Source organism: Bradyrhizobium elkanii USDA 76 (genome assembly GCF_023278185.1).
In the GTDB taxonomy this organism is placed as follows: Bacteria; Pseudomonadota; Alphaproteobacteria; order Rhizobiales; family Xanthobacteraceae; genus Bradyrhizobium; species Bradyrhizobium elkanii.
In genome coordinates, this window is sequence record NZ_CP066356.1 from 4,904,839 (window position 1) to 4,919,954 (window position 15,116).

17 protein-coding genes are annotated in these 15,116 nt (G+C 65.1%); 12 read left to right on the plus strand and 5 right to left on the minus strand.

Going from position 1 to position 15,116, the window contains the following annotated elements:
- Positions 1-97 precede the first annotated feature (97 nt).
- The 8 genes from JEY66_RS23920 to JEY66_RS23955 all read left to right on the plus strand — a co-directional run bounded on the left by JEY66_RS23920 (position 98) and on the right by JEY66_RS23955 (position 8,179).
- Positions 98-1,036: a carbohydrate ABC transporter permease gene (locus tag JEY66_RS23920; RefSeq protein WP_016847560.1), complete on the plus strand. Its 939-nt coding sequence runs from the start codon at positions 98-100 to the stop codon at positions 1,034-1,036.
- Positions 1,036-1,947: a carbohydrate ABC transporter permease gene (locus JEY66_RS23925; RefSeq protein ID WP_018271632.1), complete on the plus strand. Its 912-nt coding sequence runs from the start codon at positions 1,036-1,038 to the stop codon at positions 1,945-1,947. Before JEY66_RS23920 ends, JEY66_RS23925 begins: the two co-directional genes overlap by 1 nt.
- 4 nt (positions 1,948-1,951) lie before the next feature.
- The gene (locus tag JEY66_RS23930) at positions 1,952-3,052 is read left to right on the plus strand and encodes an ABC transporter ATP-binding protein (protein WP_018271631.1); all 1,101 of its coding nucleotides are present in this window, start codon (positions 1,952-1,954) and stop codon (positions 3,050-3,052) included.
- A 29-nt stretch (positions 3,053-3,081) separates the two neighbouring features.
- Entirely contained in the window at positions 3,082-4,071 is a 990-nt protein-coding gene (locus JEY66_RS23935) for a hydroxyacid dehydrogenase (RefSeq protein WP_016847557.1), read from the plus strand.
- 69 nt (positions 4,072-4,140) lie between these two features.
- Positions 4,141-5,565, plus strand: coding sequence for an amidase (locus JEY66_RS23940; RefSeq protein WP_018271630.1), 1,425 nt, complete (start codon positions 4,141-4,143; stop codon positions 5,563-5,565).
- A 143-nt stretch (positions 5,566-5,708) separates the two neighbouring features.
- Positions 5,709-6,353, plus strand: coding sequence for a hypothetical protein (locus JEY66_RS23945; RefSeq protein ID WP_018271629.1), 645 nt, complete (start codon positions 5,709-5,711; stop codon positions 6,351-6,353).
- A gap of 55 nt (positions 6,354-6,408) precedes the next feature.
- Positions 6,409-7,182, plus strand: a complete 774-nt coding sequence (locus JEY66_RS23950) for a transporter substrate-binding domain-containing protein (RefSeq protein WP_370143907.1) — start codon at positions 6,409-6,411, stop codon at positions 7,180-7,182.
- Between the two features lie 172 nt (positions 7,183-7,354).
- A complete protein-coding gene (locus JEY66_RS23955) occupies positions 7,355-8,179 on the plus strand; it encodes a DUF2147 domain-containing protein (protein ID WP_018271627.1) in 825 nt (274 codons plus the stop codon).
- Between the two features lie 198 nt (positions 8,180-8,377).
- Here the strand turns inward: JEY66_RS23955 and JEY66_RS23960 are convergent, their stop codons facing one another.
- A complete protein-coding gene (locus JEY66_RS23960) occupies positions 8,378-8,782 on the minus strand; it encodes a (R)-mandelonitrile lyase (RefSeq protein ID WP_016847553.1) in 405 nt (134 codons plus the stop codon).
- A 23-nt stretch (positions 8,783-8,805) separates the two neighbouring features.
- On the minus strand, positions 8,806-9,504 hold the full coding sequence (locus JEY66_RS23965) for a ribonuclease activity regulator RraA (RefSeq protein ID WP_018271626.1): 699 nt from the start codon (positions 9,502-9,504) through the stop codon (positions 8,806-8,808).
- A 211-nt stretch (positions 9,505-9,715) separates the two neighbouring features.
- On the opposite strand from JEY66_RS23965, the gene pxpB reads away from it, so the two are divergent.
- The 4 genes from pxpB (at position 9,716) to JEY66_RS23985 (ending at position 12,834) form a co-directional block, all read left to right on the plus strand.
- Entirely contained in the window at positions 9,716-10,447 is a 732-nt protein-coding gene (gene pxpB / locus JEY66_RS23970) for a 5-oxoprolinase subunit PxpB (RefSeq protein ID WP_026192761.1), read from the plus strand.
- A complete protein-coding gene (locus JEY66_RS23975) occupies positions 10,444-11,478 on the plus strand; it encodes a 5-oxoprolinase subunit C family protein (RefSeq protein ID WP_018271624.1) in 1,035 nt (344 codons plus the stop codon). Before pxpB ends, JEY66_RS23975 begins: the two co-directional genes overlap by 4 nt.
- Before the next feature lie 31 nt (positions 11,479-11,509).
- Positions 11,510-12,283, plus strand: a complete 774-nt coding sequence (locus JEY66_RS23980) for a LamB/YcsF family protein (RefSeq protein ID WP_018271623.1) — start codon at positions 11,510-11,512, stop codon at positions 12,281-12,283.
- Between the two features lie 152 nt (positions 12,284-12,435).
- Positions 12,436-12,834, plus strand: a complete 399-nt coding sequence (locus JEY66_RS23985) for a hypothetical protein (protein ID WP_018271622.1) — start codon at positions 12,436-12,438, stop codon at positions 12,832-12,834.
- A gap of 74 nt (positions 12,835-12,908) precedes the next feature.
- Here JEY66_RS23985 and JEY66_RS23990 read toward each other — a convergent pair whose 3' ends face one another.
- From JEY66_RS23990 to JEY66_RS24000, 3 genes are all read right to left on the minus strand, one after another.
- Entirely contained in the window at positions 12,909-13,061 is a 153-nt protein-coding gene (locus JEY66_RS23990; protein ID WP_018271621.1) for a hypothetical protein, read from the minus strand.
- Between the two features lie 250 nt (positions 13,062-13,311).
- Positions 13,312-14,469 (minus strand): CmpA/NrtA family ABC transporter substrate-binding protein, encoded by a 1,158-nt coding sequence (locus tag JEY66_RS23995; RefSeq protein WP_018271620.1) that lies wholly within the window; start codon positions 14,467-14,469, stop codon positions 13,312-13,314.
- Positions 14,466-15,056, minus strand: coding sequence for an ANTAR domain-containing response regulator (locus JEY66_RS24000; RefSeq protein WP_018271619.1), 591 nt, complete (start codon positions 15,054-15,056; stop codon positions 14,466-14,468). The genes JEY66_RS23995 and JEY66_RS24000 overlap by 4 nt, the downstream gene beginning before the upstream one ends.
- Positions 15,057-15,116 lie beyond the last annotated feature (60 nt).

The window sequence follows — 15,116 nt, forward strand, 5'->3', positions numbered from 1 at the left end:
CGACCGCCCGTAATGTTGGCCGCGCGAGGTCCCGTCTTCACATCCCAGCCGCCGGACCGGCGAGCTGTGCAACCAACCCGCGCGAGGGACCTGCGTTATGGTTGATGTCGCATTCCAATCCAACCGCGCAGCCGCTGCCCAGACGGGACGAAGGCGCGCCGGCCTGCGCAACGCGCTGCGGCGCAAGTCGATGGCCGCGTTCCTGATGACCTTGCCGCTGATCCTCCTGATCGCGATCCTGGTCCTCTACCCGGCCCTCTACTCCTTGCACCTCGCGACGCTGAACAAGGCGATGACGAAGTTCGTCGGGTTCGGCAATTTCGAGTTCCTGTTCAAGCGCGACACCTTCTGGCTGGTGGTCAAGCAATCCTGCATTTTCGCGATCTCGGCGGTGATCTTCAAAGCCCTGATCGGCTTCATCGTCGCGCATTTCGTGCACAACGTCCCCGCCAACAAGCAGCGCAAGTGGCGCGGCATGCTGCTGGTGCCGTGGGTGATCCCGCCGGCGATGAGCACGCTGGCATGGCTCTGGCTGTTCGACCCCTCCTACAGCGCCTTCAACTACACGCTTTCCTTCTTCGGCATCGGGCCGATCCCGTGGACCGGCGATGCGATGTGGGCGCGCTTCTCGGTGATCCTGGTCAACGTCTGGTATGGCGCGCCATTCTTCATGATCATGTATCTGGCGGCGTTGAAATCGGTACCCGACCAGCTTTATGAGGCGGCCGCGATCGACGGCGCCAATTGGTGGCAGCGGATCTGGTACGTGACCCTGCCGATGATGCGCAACATCATCGCGATCACGACGCTGTTCTCGCTGATCGTGACCTTCGCCAATTTCGACATCGTGCGCATCCTGACCGCGGGCGGGCCGCTCGACCACACCCATATCTTCGCCACCTGGGCGTTCCGCGTCGGCATCGAGGGCAGCGATGTGCCGCTCGGCGCCAGCGTTTCGCTGTTCATGGTGCCGATCCTCGCGGTCGCGGCGATCTTCATCCTGCGCGACATCACCAAACGCGGGAACGAAGCCTGATGAGCTCGCTGACGATCGACAAGTCCGGACCGAACCGCAAGGTCAAGTACGGCAGCATGAGCCGCGACCGCGCCTGGGCGCTACGCTGGTCCTATTTCTTCCTGGTGCTGTTCGCGATCTTCTCGCTGACGCCGCCGATCTACATGCTGATCACCTCGCTGAAGAGCAGCGCCGAGATCTCGGCCGCGACCAATCCGTGGTGGGTCTATCACCCGACACTCAGCAACTACATCGAGCTCCTGACCTCGAACCAGTTCCTGCGCTTCTTCTGGAACTCGGCCTGGGTCTCGATCATCGTGGTCACCATCACGATGCTGATCAGCGTGCCGGCGGCCTTTGCGCTGGCTCGGATGAAATTCTGGGGCTCGGCGACGCTCGCGACCGGCGTGTTCCTCACCTATCTCATTCCGGACAGCCTGCTGTTCATTCCGCTGTTCAAGATGTTCGCCGTGTTCGGCGACTGGACTGGCATCCAGCTCGTCAATCGCTGGTACGTGCTGCTGTTCATCTACCCGACGCTGACGGTGCCGTTCTGCACCTGGATCATGATCGGCTATTTCGCCTCGATCCCGAAGGAGCTCGACGAGGCCGCGATCATCGACGGCGCGAGCTGGTTCCAGACGCTGACCCGGATCTTCATCCCGGTCGCCCTGCCCGGCCTGATCGCGGCCACGATCTTTGCCTTCACCGTCTCCTGGGCCCAGTTCCTCTATCCGCTGGTGTTCACGACATCGACCGATCAGCTGGTGCTGCCGGTCGGCATCATCACGACCCTGATCAAGGGTGACGTCTTCAACTGGGGACAGATCATGACCGGCGCCCTGCTCGGCGCCGCGCCGCCGCTGATCATCTACGCCTTCCTGATGGACTACTACATTGCCGGCCTGACCGCCGGTGCGACAAAGGGTTGAACTTATGGCTGATGTCAGTTTGCGGAAGGTTGTGAAGCGCTACGATGAGGTCGAGGCGGTGCGCGGCATCGACCTTGATATCGCCGACCATGAGTTCGTGGTGCTGGTCGGGCCGAGCGGCTGCGGCAAGTCGACGACGCTGCGGATGATCGCCGGCCTCGAGGACATTTCCGACGGCGACATCATGATCGGCGGCGACGTCGTCAACGACGTGCCGCCGAAGGACCGCGACATCGCGATGGTGTTCCAGAACTATGCGCTCTATCCGCATATGACCGTTGCCGAGAACATGTCGTTCGGTCTGCGGCTGAAGCACTATCCCAAGGCGGAGATCAAGAGCCGGGTCACCGAGGCCGCCCGCATGCTCGACATCACCGATCTGATCGACCGCAAGCCGAAGCAGCTCTCCGGCGGCCAGCGCCAGCGTGTCGCGATGGGACGGGCGATCGTGCGCAATCCGAAGGTGTTCCTGTTCGACGAACCGCTGTCCAACCTCGACGCCAAGCTGCGCGTGCAGATGCGGATCGAGATCAAGAAGGTGCATCAGAAGGTCCGCACCACGACCGTCTACGTCACCCACGACCAGGTCGAGGCGATGACGCTCGCCGACCGCGTGGTGGTGATGAACCACGGCAGGATCGAGCAGATCGGCACGCCCAACGAACTCTACCACAAGCCGGCGACCCGGTTCGTCGCAAGCTTCATCGGCTCGCCCGCGATGAACTTCGTGCCCTGTCGGCTCGAGGACACCGGCGGCAAGCTCAATGTGCGGCTGACCGATCGCCTCGCTTTCGCGCTGCCGCCGGCACGCGCCGCCCGCTACCAGGCTCTCTCCCGCACCGACAAGCTGTTGCTGGGCATCCGGCCCGAGCACGTCATGGAGGCGCGGCCGCATGCCGAGCCGGGCGTCGAGCCGTTCGACGCGACGCTCGACGTCACCGAGCCGATGGGAATGGAGACCCTGGTCTATTTCACGCTCGAGGGCACCCAGGTCTGCGGCCGGGTTAATCCCAATGCCGGAGCGCAGGATGGCAGCCCGCTCCGATTGGCTGTGGACCTCAACAATATGCATTTGCTAAACGAGGTGACCGGCGCCGTCCTTTGACGGCGCACAAGAAACCTCAAGGGCAGGAAATGGCCACCAACAAGAAGAAGATCTTTATTACCCAGACTCTGTCACCGGGGGCACGGGTGCTCCTCAACGAGCGGGACGACGTAGAACTCATCGAATTTCCCAACCTGATCTCCGCCAAGGACTTTCAGACCATGCTCGAGCAGCATGCGCCGGTCCATGGCGTGGCGCTCGGCGCAACCCGCTTCGGCGAGGCGGAGCTGGAGGCGTCCAAGGGCATGATGGTGGTGACCCGGATCGGTGTCGGCTATGACGCCGTCGATGTTCCGGCGCTGTCCCGCCGCAAGGTGCCGCTGATGGTCGCAGGCACCGCGAACTCGCCGTCGGTCGCCGAACAAGCCTTGTTCATGATGCTGACGCTGGCCAAGCGCGCGCAGGAAATGCACACGATGGTCAAGGACGGCACCTGGGCGAGCCGGCTCGGGGTGCTGCCGTTCGATCTCTACGGCAAGACGGTGCTGATCGTGGGCTTCGGCCGCATCGGCACCCGCACCGCCAAGCGCTGCCTCGCCATGGAAATGAACGTGCTGGTCTACGACCCCTACAAGCCCGCCGGCGAGATCACCGCGGCCGGCTGCGAGGCGGTGCCGAGCCTCGAAGCGGCGCTGCCGCGGGCGGATTTCGTCACGATCCATTGCCCGAAGAATCCCGAAACGGTCGGGCTGTTCAACGCCGCGCGGATCAGGCTGATGAAGCCGACCGCCTATCTCATCAACACTGCCCGCGGCGGCATCGTCGACGAAAAGGCGCTGCACGACGCGCTGGTGTCAGGCAAGCTCGCCGGCGCCGGCCTCGACGTGTTCGAGGTCGAGCCGCCGCCGGTCGGCCAGCCCCTGCACGCTTTGCCCAACGTGATCATGGCGCCGCACGTCGCCGGCGTCACGGTCGAGGCCGTCGATCGCATGAGCGAGCAGACCGCACGCAATATCCTGAGCGTGCTGGATGGCAGTCCGCTGCGCCAGAATGTGATCAACCAGGACGTCCTCGGCTGAGCTTTCAGCCTTCCTCGTTTGCGCCGCGGCCGATCCGAAAGGATCGGCCCGGCGATGCGGAGTACCCACATGGCTTTCAAGGAATTCGGCAACTACGATGCGGTCGGTCTCGCCGAGCTCGTCCGCAACAAGGACGTGACGGCGAAGGAGCTGCTCGACGAGGCGATCGCGCGCACCGCCGCCGTCGATCCCAAGATCAACGCGGTCGTCGTCAAGCATTACGACTACGCCGAGCGCCAGATCGCCAAGGGGTTGCCTGACGGTCCCTTCACCGGCGTGCCGTTCCTGCTGAAGGACCTCGATCTGCTCGAGGGCACACGCACCACGTCGGGTGCCAGCCTGCTGAAGGACTTCGTCGCTGATCACAACGGCACGCTGGCCCAGCGCTTTCTCGATGCCGGGCTTGCAATCTTCGGCAAGAGCTCGAGCCCGGAATTCGGGCTGATGCCGACGACGGAATCCCGCCTGTTCGGCCCCACCCGCAATCCCTGGAATCTCGACCATTCCTCCGGCGGCTCGTCCGGCGGCGCTGGGGCTGCGGTCGCGGCCCGCATCCTGCCCGTCGCGCATGCCAGCGACGGCGGCGGGTCGATCCGGATCCCCGCCTCCGCCTCCGGCGTGTTCGGCATGAAGCCGACGCGTGCCCGCAACCCCTGCGGGCCCGATCGCGGCGAAGGCTGGGGCGGCTTCTCGGTCGGCCATGTGCTCAGCATCAGCGTCCGCGACAGCGCGGTCATGATGGATGCGATCCACGGCGCTGAGCCGTCGAGCCTCTATGTCGCGCCGCCGCCGGAGCGACCGTTCTCGCAGGAAGTCGGCCGCGACCCCGGTCATTTGCGCATCAGCTTCACCGACAAGTCGCCCTATGGCGATGCCATTGATCCCGAGATCGCCGCGGCGGTGCGCGACGTGGCGAAGCTGCTCGCAGGCCTCGGCCATCATGTCGAGGAGCGCGCGCCGCCGCTTGCGGCCGATCCCGCCGCGGTCATGACGACCATCGTCGGCGGCAACACGGCGCTGACGATCCGTCTGCTCGAGCAGCGCGTCGGGCGCACCCTGACGTCGGACGATGTCGAGCGGCTCACGCTCGCCAGCGCCCAGAATGCGACCAAGATGAACCCGGCCGACTACGTGGCCGCGCAGCTTGCAGCGTTCCAGATCTCGCGCGCGCTCGCGACCTTCTTCGAAGGTTGCGACATATTCCTCAGCCCGACGCTGTGCGCGCCGCCGCTCCGCCTCGGCGAGCTGAACACGATGTCCGAGGACCTCGGCCACATCGCGCCGGTGCTGCGCCGCTACATGCCGGGCACCTCGATGTTCAACATGTCCGGACAGCCGGCGATGTCGGTGCCGCTGGCCTGGAACAAGGCCGGTCTGCCGCTCGGCATGATGTTCGCGGCCAAGCTCGGCGAGGAAGGACTGCTGTTCCGTCTGGCCGGCCAGCTCGAACAGGTCCGCCCCTGGAAGGACCGGCGTCCGCCGGTTTGCGCCTAGCAGCGCTTTCAAGCGAAGCGGGGCCCCACTTCGCGCCAGGAACGCGCGCCAGAACCGCTGGGGCTGACAAAGGATAGTCAGATCAGGTAGATAGGAAGGGTGTCGGCACGATTCCGCGCGCCGTCAGCCTGGGAGACCAAACCGTGAATGACCCGACCGACAATGCGCTGGCCGCAATCGCGAGCATTCTCGACCAGACGACCACACCTCCCGAGACCGCCAAATCGACAGACAAGACGGCGGACAAGCCAGCTGAGCCCGCAGCGGAGCCGCCGGTTTCGATAGCGATGCCGCCGCCCCTGCCGTCATCCGTCGAAATCGTTACCGTCGAGACCGTGTCCATCAAGACGGTGTCCGTTGAGGTCGCGCCCGCCGAACCGGCGGTGGTCGAGCCTGCAGCGATCGAGGAGCCCACCCCGGTCGAACAGGCTGAGACGAGTGAGGCCGAGTTAAATGAACCCGAGCCCAGCGCGCCGGAGCCTGAGCCGATCCAGCCCCCGCCCCAATCGATCGAGGCCAATGGCTATTCGAAGTCCGGCCCAGGCCCGATGGCCGCGCTGCGCTTCCGCTGGACGGTGCGCCAGGACGGCGCCCAATATTATGTCGACGAGACCGTCGGCGAGGCATCGACCCCACTCGTCAGCGGCCCGATGGAGCGGGACGCCGCGATCAAATTCGTCGACGATCGTGAGGCCGAAGCGCGGCGGCGTTTCGAGTATTTCAAGCACGAGATGCTCAGCCGCACTGCGACCGTCTATCAGGCGAGCAAGGACAACAACGAGGCCTGAGACGCGATACGTGCCCTACGGGCATCGCAACACGATGCGGATGGAGAAGACCTCGATGTTTCGCGCGCTGGCCGGCCTCGCCTTCGCCTTGCTTCTGTCCACCGCACAGGCGCAGCAGGCGCCGTCCCGGCTCGATGAGATCGTCAAGCGCGGCATCCTGCGTGTCGGCATGACCGGCGACTATTTGCCCTTCACCTACCTCGACAAGGAGACCAAGGCCTTCCGCGGCTTCGATGTCGACATGGCGCAGTCACTCGGCAAGGCGCTCGGCGTCAAGGTTGAGTTCGTACCGACATCGTGGCCGCAGATGACCAGGGATTTCGAGGCCGACGATTTCGACATCGCGATGGGCGGCGTCTCCATCACCTTCGATCGGCAGAAGAAGGGTCTGTTCTCGACGCCGATCATGCGCGAGGGCAAGACGCCGATCGCGCGCTGTGCCGACAAGGGCAAGTTTGAGACGATCGCCGAGATCGACAAACCGGGCACCCGCGTCATCGTGAATCCCGGCGGCACCAATGAGCGCTTCGCGCGCGCCCATGTGAAAGCCGCCGCGATCCGGGTCTTCAACGACAACACCAAGATCTTCGACGAGATCGCAAAGGGCGACGCCGACCTGATGATGACCGATGCGTCCGAGACGCGCTATCAGCAGAAGCTGCATCCCGGCGTGCTGTGCGCCGTGCATCCCGACACGCCGTTCGACTTCGCGGAAAAGGCCTACTGGATGCAGCGCGACGTCGCATTGAAGGCGTTCGTCGACCAATGGCTTCACATCGCGCGCGAAGATGGCAGCTACGCGAAGATCTACGCCGCGTGGTTCGAATAGCCTGCGTCACCGCGCATGATTTGAAGCGCGCGGCTTGAAACCAGACCGCAACCCAGCGATTTGAACCTAAGCCGCAAGGATACGACTCATGTTCTGACCGTGATCTGGGACACGTTCAACAGGGTGGTCACCGGATAGCCTTGCGAACGGAGTTCCTTCACCGGAGGTCGAGATGAGAAAGCTTCTGGCGATCGCCACGCTCGTGCTCGCGAGCACGGCCGCAGCGCAGGCGCAGTACACATTCGATTACGGCGGCCGCACCATTCGCATCGATCCCGATCGCGGCACGGTTTCGATCCCCGGCGTCTACGACAATACCGGCCGCGGCACCAAGCGCGCCAAACGCGAGGACACCGAGCAGAAGCGCAAGGCTCCGAAGGAAGCCAATACGGACACTAAGACGAATTCCCAGGCCGCACCGCCCAGCGCGCCCGCGGCGGCTGCTCCACCCGCTCCGCCGGCCGTTGATCAGGCCGCCGTCCCGCCGGCGCCTGCCGCAACAACGACAGAGCCGGCCAGCACGGGTGTTGCGGCCACGCCGCCTTCAGCTACAGCAGCGACCACACCGCCGCCGCCCGCGCCGCCAGCCGTCCAGCAAACTGCTGCGCCGGCTGCAAAGCCCACCAGCGCTCCAACCGTTGGTGCCGCCGCGCCGAGCGCTCCGGCGCCCAAGCCGCTTGCCAATCCCGTGCAAGCAGCGAACTCGCCACTCGGCGTCTGGCTCACCGAGGAGAAGGAAGGCAAAATCCGCATCGAGCAATGCGGCGCCAATCTCTGCGGCTACGCCGTCGACAAGAAATCGAACGCCAACGGCGAACAGGTTCTGATCAACATGAAGCCGGCCAAGGACAAATGGAGCGGCCGCATCTTCGATCCGAATAGCGGCAGCACCTACGATTCCACCATCGCGATGAAGAGCCCGGACACGCTGCGCGTCCAGGGCTGCGCGTTCGGCGGCATGTTCTGCGGCGGCCAGACCTGGACGCGGGTGAATTGATCGGCCGGAATTCGTTGCCCGGATGAAGCCAACGGGTCGCGCGAATGCGCGCCCGATGACAGGCTCCGCGAAATCCGGGATTCCCACCGCGCGTGAGACCGCCCTGGATTGCGCTTCGCTCCATCCGGGCTACGGTCTCAAAAATCAAAAGCCCCGCCCGATGAGCGGGGCTTTCATCTTACGAACTGCTACGACGCTTCAGCCGACCTTGCCGTTGTATTCCTCGTCGGTGACGTGCTCCATCCAGGTCGAATAGACGCCATCAAGCGCCTCCTGCATGGCGATGTGGGTCATGCTGTTGTCCGGCGAGGCCCCGTGCCAGTGCTTCTCGTTCGGCGGAATCCAGACGACGTCGCCGGGACGAATCTCCCTGATCGGGCCGCCCTTGGCCTGCACGCGCCCGATGCCGGAGATCACATACAGCGTCTGTCCGAGCGGATGGGTGTGCCAGGCGGTGCGTGCGCCGGGCTCGAACGACACGCGCGAGGCGTTCAGCCGCGCCGGCGCAGGCGCCATGTTGATCGGGTCCTGCAACACGGTGCCGGTAAAATTCTCCTTCGGCGCGCGGCGGGTCGGCCGCGAGCCGGAAACGTGGATGTCCATGGGGTTACCTCCCTTTCTTGACGTTATTTCTTGCTTGCGGCGTAGCGCGCCTTGGTCTCGGCATTCATCGGATACAGGCCGGGCAGCTGGGCGCCATTGTTCACCTCGTTGACGATCCAGGCTTCCATCCGTTCCTGCTCCGGCCCCTCGGCCAGCACGTGATCGAGGAACGCCTGCGGGATGAGCACCGCGCCGTCCTGGTCGGCCACCACCACGTCGTTCGGGAATACGGCAACGCCGCCGCAGCCGATCGGTTCGCCCCAGCCGACGAAGGTCAGGCCTGCGACCGACGGCGGAGCCGCGTAACCGTCGCACCACACCGGCAGGCCGGTGCCGAGCACGCCCTCGACGTCGCGCACCACGCCGTCGGTGATGAGCGCCGTCACCCCGCGCTTGACCATGCGGGCGCAGAGGATGTCACCGAAAATGCCGGCGTCGGTGATGCCCATGGCGTCGACCACGGCAATGCAGCCCGCCGGCATCGCCTCGATCGCGGTGCGGGTCGAGATCGGCGACGACCAGGATTCCGGCGTCGCCAGATCCTCACGGGCCGGCACGAAGCGCAGCGTGAAGGCCGGTCCGACCAGCCGCTTCTGCCCCGGCTTCAGCGGCTTGGTGCCGCGCATCCAGATGTTGCGCAGGCCCTTCTTGAGCAGGACGGTGGTGATGGTGGCGGTGGACACATGCGACAGCGTCGCGATCGCTTCGGCGGACAGTGACATCTGGAAAGAGTGCTCCGATGGAGGAAAAGACCGGCGCATGTTGCCGGGCAAAGGCCTTGCGTCAAGGGCTGCGCGAAAAACCTGCGATCATCCAGATTTATCGCCGGCATGCCGATTAATTTATTGAAGTTGCTGCATCATTTTGCACGAAGCGAATTCCGTTTTGTCGCGAAACACGCTAGCTTGATGGTTGACGACAGCGCTTGACCCAATGGCCGAACCCTTAAGTCCTCCCCGCCTTTTGCCGAGTGGCGACAGCGCCATCACGGTAGAATTCAGCCGCACCATCGATGACGCCGCCAACCGGCGGGTGCTGGCGCTCGACCGCGTGATATCTGCCGAGCCGATCGCCGGCATCACCGAGACCGTGCCGACCTACCGGTCGCTGCTGGTGCATTACGATCCCGTCCAGATCAGCTTTGATGCGCTGGGCGCGCAACTGCTGGCACGCGCCGCCAAGGCGCCGCCGACCGAGACCGGCACGCGGCGCTGGCGCATCCCGGTGACCTATGGCGGCGAGCACGGCATCGATCTCGAGGATGTCGCGAAGGCGCTCCAAACCACGCCCGACCAGATCGTGGCGCGCCATGTCGCCGGCGACTATCGCGTCGCCATGATCGGCTTCACGCCCGGCTGGTCCTATCTCAGCGGACTGGAGAGGTTCCTGCACATGCCCCGGCGCAAGGATCCGCGGCTTCTGACCCCGGCCGGCACCATTTCAATCGGCGGCATCCAGACCGGCGTGCAATGCCTGGCCGGCCCGAGCGGCTGGCACCTGCTCGGCCGCACCCCGGTTCGAACCTACCAATTGCATCGCGATCCGACCTTCCTGCTGGAGCCGGGCGACGCCATCACCTTCACGGCGGTCGACGCCAAGACCTTCGCCGAGCAGGACCGCGCCGCCGAGGCCGGCGAGCTCGTCGCTGAACTGGTGACGCCATGAGCAAGCTCGTCGTCACCTCGATCGGCCCGGCAAGCTCGGTGCAGGACGGCGGGCGTCCGGGCTCGCAGCGCTACGGTCTCGTGCCGAGCGGAGCGATGGACCGGCTTTCGCTGGCGGCCGCCAACGCGCTGGTCGGCAATGACCTGTTCGCCGCCGCGGTGGAGATCGGCCCGTTCGGCGCCAGCTTCACCGCACGCGGCGGCGCGGTGCGCGTCGCCCTTGCCGGCGCGTCGCGCAATGCGGATATCGGCGGCCGGCCGGTCGCGTTCGACAGCTCGGCGACGCTCGCCGAAGGTGAGACGCTCACTCTTGGCTTTGCCCGCGGCGGCTCGTTCAGCTATCTCGCGATCGAGCACGGCATCGAAGGCGAGCCGATGTTCGGCAGCCTCGCCGTCAACGCCCGCGCCGGGCTCGGCAGCCCCTACCCGCGGCCGCTGCAAAGCGGCGACGAGTTGAAGACGCAGGCTGCGAGCGGCGCGCTCGAACGCCGCATCGAATTGCCGGCCGCGACCGATGCGCCGATCCGCATCGTGTTCGGCCCGCAGGACGACGAGTTCGCCGAGGACAACAAGAAGCTGTTGGTCGACAGCGAGTGGAATATCTCGGCGACCAGCGACCGCATGGGCTATCGCCTCGAAGGTCCCGTCATCAAGCATCTCGACGGCCACAACATCGTCTCCGACGGCACCGTGAACGGCAGCATCCAGGTGCCCGGCAACGGCCAGCCGATCGTGCTGATGCCGGACCGCGGCACCAGCGGCGGCTATCCGAAGATCGCGACCGTGATCACGGCCGATTTCGGCCGCTTCGCGCAGATCTCGGCCGGCCGGCCGTTCCGCTTCAAGGCGGTGACGATGGCAGAAGCGCAGGCCGAGGCGATCAAGTTCCACGAGCTGCTGCGTTCCCTGCCCGACCGCCTCCGCGGCATCGAGGATTTTGGTCTCAACATCGAGGCGCTGCGGGATGCGAATGTCGCGGGTCAGGCCGTCAACGCCGTCGATGTGTCGACCTGGCAAGTTGCGCTACCCTGAATCAATACGAACAACAGACGGATCGATCGTCATGACCTCAACCATCGACCTTAATTGCGATCTCGGCGAAAGCTTTGGCCCCTGGGAAATGGGCAATGATGCCGCGATGATCGAGCTTGCGACCTCGGTCAACGTCGCCTGCGGCTTTCATGCCGGCGACGCCGACATCATGCGCAGGACGGTCGAGCTGGCGAAGGCGCGCGGCGTCAGCGTCGGCGCCCATCCCGGCTATCGCGACCTGCACGGCTTCGGCCGCCGGCCGATGCCGGGACTGACGTCCTCGGAGATCGAGAACCTGATCGCCTACCAGATCGGCGCCCTGCAGGCGATCGCGACCGCGGCGGGCCACAAGGTCACCCACGTGAAGGCCCACGGCGCGATTTCCAACGTCGCCTGCGAGGACGACATGACCGCAAGGGCGATCGCCAATGCGATCAAGGCGGTCGACCCGAGCCTCGTGTTCGTGGTGCTGGCGAATTCGAAACTTGTGCGTGCCGGCGAGGCTGCCAATCTGCGCATGGCGCATGAGGTGTTCGCCGATCGCGCCTATGAGGACGATGGCAACCTGGTGTCGCGCAAGAAGCCCGGCGCGGTGCTGCACGATCCCAAGGCGATTGCCGACCGTGTGGTGCGGATGGTGCAGGACGGCGCGGTCGTCTCGGTCACCGGCAAGGTGATCAAGATGCAGACCGATACCGTCTGCATCCACGGCGACACCCGCGGTGCCGTCGAGATCGCGCGGGGCCTGCGTGAGGCGCTGAAGCAGGCAGGCATCACCGTTGCGCCGTTCAAGACCGCACACTGAGCCGCGATCGCGCCGATCAAAAAAGGGCCGGCCGCCGCGCCGGCCCTTTTAGATTCCGTTAAGAGTCTTCTTAAACCCAAACTTGCCGTTTTGATTGCTAGGTGCAGCTTCCGAGCCTTTGATTGTCCTCTTAGGAAATTGGGTACGAAAGCATGTTCCGCACCAGCCTCTCCCTCGCCATCGCCGCGGTTGCTACCGCCGCCTTCGCCAGCGCGGCATCCGCCGGCTGCTACAGCTGCTATACGCCGCCGCCGCAGCCGTGCACGACCTGCTATCAGGTGCAGAGCGTGCCGCCGCAATATCGCACGGTGCAGGAGACCGTGATGGTGGCGCCGGGCCGCGTCGTCGCGCATCGCACGCCGCCACAGTATCGCACCGTGATGGTGCCGAAGACGGTGATGGTCGCGCCCGAAGGCGTCGCCTATGAGCGCATCCCGCCGCAATACGCCACCCAGGAGCGCGTGCAGATGGTCTCGCCGGGCTATTCCTACTATGCGCCGGTTCAGCCGACCTGCAACACCTGCGGCGGCGGCTACGGTTACGGCTACTGAGCTGCCAGCATCCACCCAACACAAAGCCGCCGCCTGCGGATATCAGGCGGCGGCTTTTGAATGTTCCGAAGCGCCTAGAACGGGTGGACGGACAACGTGCCGAACACGATGGCCGCGATCACCGCAAAGGCGCTGTAGAGCGCCGCCGTGTGAATTCCGGTCCCCGTCTTCCGTGAAATGTTTCGCGCGTAAAGGTGCAGGCGGGCCTCCGCCGATAGCTCGCGCATGGTCGATCTCCAACGCCCCATTCTCGGGCATATGGAATATCGTTCGCGGGCGGATTCAAGCGGGCGGCAAAAATAGCGATGCCGCCGCCTTCGGGAACACGGTTCCGAGAGGAATATTCCTTCTCGCGTACTCGGCCGAGAATCCTATTCGCTGCAATTCGAGGCATCGGGAACCCGCACCGGCCCGCAATAACCAAAATCTCGAAAACAACCCCATGCACAGTAGCCCGAGGCGGCCGCTGCGTCGCTCTCAGGCCTTCCAGCGCCCGATCTTGAACGCCGCCAGATGCCCCGGAACGTCGCTCGGGTCGAACGGCGGGCCGGCGAACGCCCCGATGGCACTGGAGGCTCCAACCGGGCGACCCGATGCGGCGTCGTAGAGATCGGGCCTGAACACGGCCATGGCGGTTTTCAGCGCCTCCGGCCGGTACGGCGTCTGGCCCCAGCGAACCATCTGCGCATAGAGCCAGGCCGCCTGTCCCGGATCAGGCCGCGCCGCCGCCTCGCGCCCGACCAGCAGATAGCGATTGCTCTCGCGCATGGTGCCGTCGGGCGAGATCTTCAGGTGGCCATCGAGCGTGCGCTGGATGACGCTGGCATCGACACCGATCCGCTCGGGCTGCGCCAGGATGCGCGCCACCTCGGACCGGTTCTCGGGCCGCTCGATGAACTCCACGGCGCGCAGATGTGCGCGCACCAGTGCCGCCACGACATCGGGATGCGTCTCCGACCAGCTCTGCCGCAGAGCAAGTACTTTTTCTACCGCGCTGAGCAGGATGTCGGAGACGAAGTGCAGGATGTGGCCGATGCCGAGATCGACCGCGATCGAATTCCAGGGCGCGCCGACGCAGAACGCGTCGACATGGCCGTTGGCGAGACTGTCGACCATGTAGGGCGGCGGCAGCACCACGAGCTGGACGTCCTCGTCGGGATCGACGCCGCCGGCGGCCATCCAGAACCGCAACTGGTAATTGTGGGTCGAGAACGGGAAGGTCATGCCGAAGGTCAGCGGCTCCGCCCCGCTCTTCCGCCGCTTTGCCACCACGCGGGCGAGCGCCTGTGCGGTTGCCATCGGATCGAAGCGGTCGCCGTCGATCTCTTCCATCAGCGCGGCGTGCAGCGCCGGCGAGACCGTGATGGCATTGCCGTTGAGCCCGAGATTGAACGGCGCCGCGATCGGCACCTTGACGTGACCGAGCCCGAGGCTCGAGGCGATCGCCACCGGCGCCAGCAGATGAGCGGCGTCGAACAGGCCGATATTGAGCTTGTCGCGGACGTTCGACCACGACACTTCCCGCACCAGCGTGACGTCGAGGCCTTCGGCCGCGGCGAATCCCTTGTCGACGGCAACGATCAGCGCGGCAGCGTCGACCAGCGGAATGAACCCGATGTGCAAAGGTGTGGTCATTTCAGGAGCTCCGACGCCGTCAGGATCGATTGCGCGATCTCGCCGATCTTCTTTTTCTCGCGCATCGCGGTCGAGCGCATCAACACATAGGCCTCCTCCTCGGTCAGCCCCTTGACCTTCATCAGGATGCCCTTGGCGCGGTCGATCACCTTGCGCTCCTCCAGCGCGTGCTTGGTGCGATCGAGCTCGTCCTGCAGCTTGGAGAAGGCATTGAAGCGGGAGACGCAGAGATCGAGGATCGGTTTCATCCGCTCCTTCTTAAGGCCGTCGACGATGTAGGCGGAGACGCCCGCCTCGACCGAGGCCTGGATCGAGGCGGCGTCGCTCTGGTCGACGAACATCGCGATCGGCCGGCGGACGGCACGGCTGACCTGGAACATTTGTTCCAGCACGTCGCGGCTGGGATTCTCGAGGTCGATGACGATGATCTCGGGGTCGAGCGCATAGATTCGCGAGAGCAGGCTCTGCATCTCGCTGATATGCACGACATCCGTATAGCCGGCCTCCCGCAGTCCCTCCTCCAGGATGGCCGCTCGGATCGGGCTCTCGTCGACTATGACGATCTTGGGAGATGATTCAGCGCTCATCGACAACTCTTAAGGCCCGGCAGACGCATCCTTATCATGCCGGAAGCCCCGGGAAAGGGT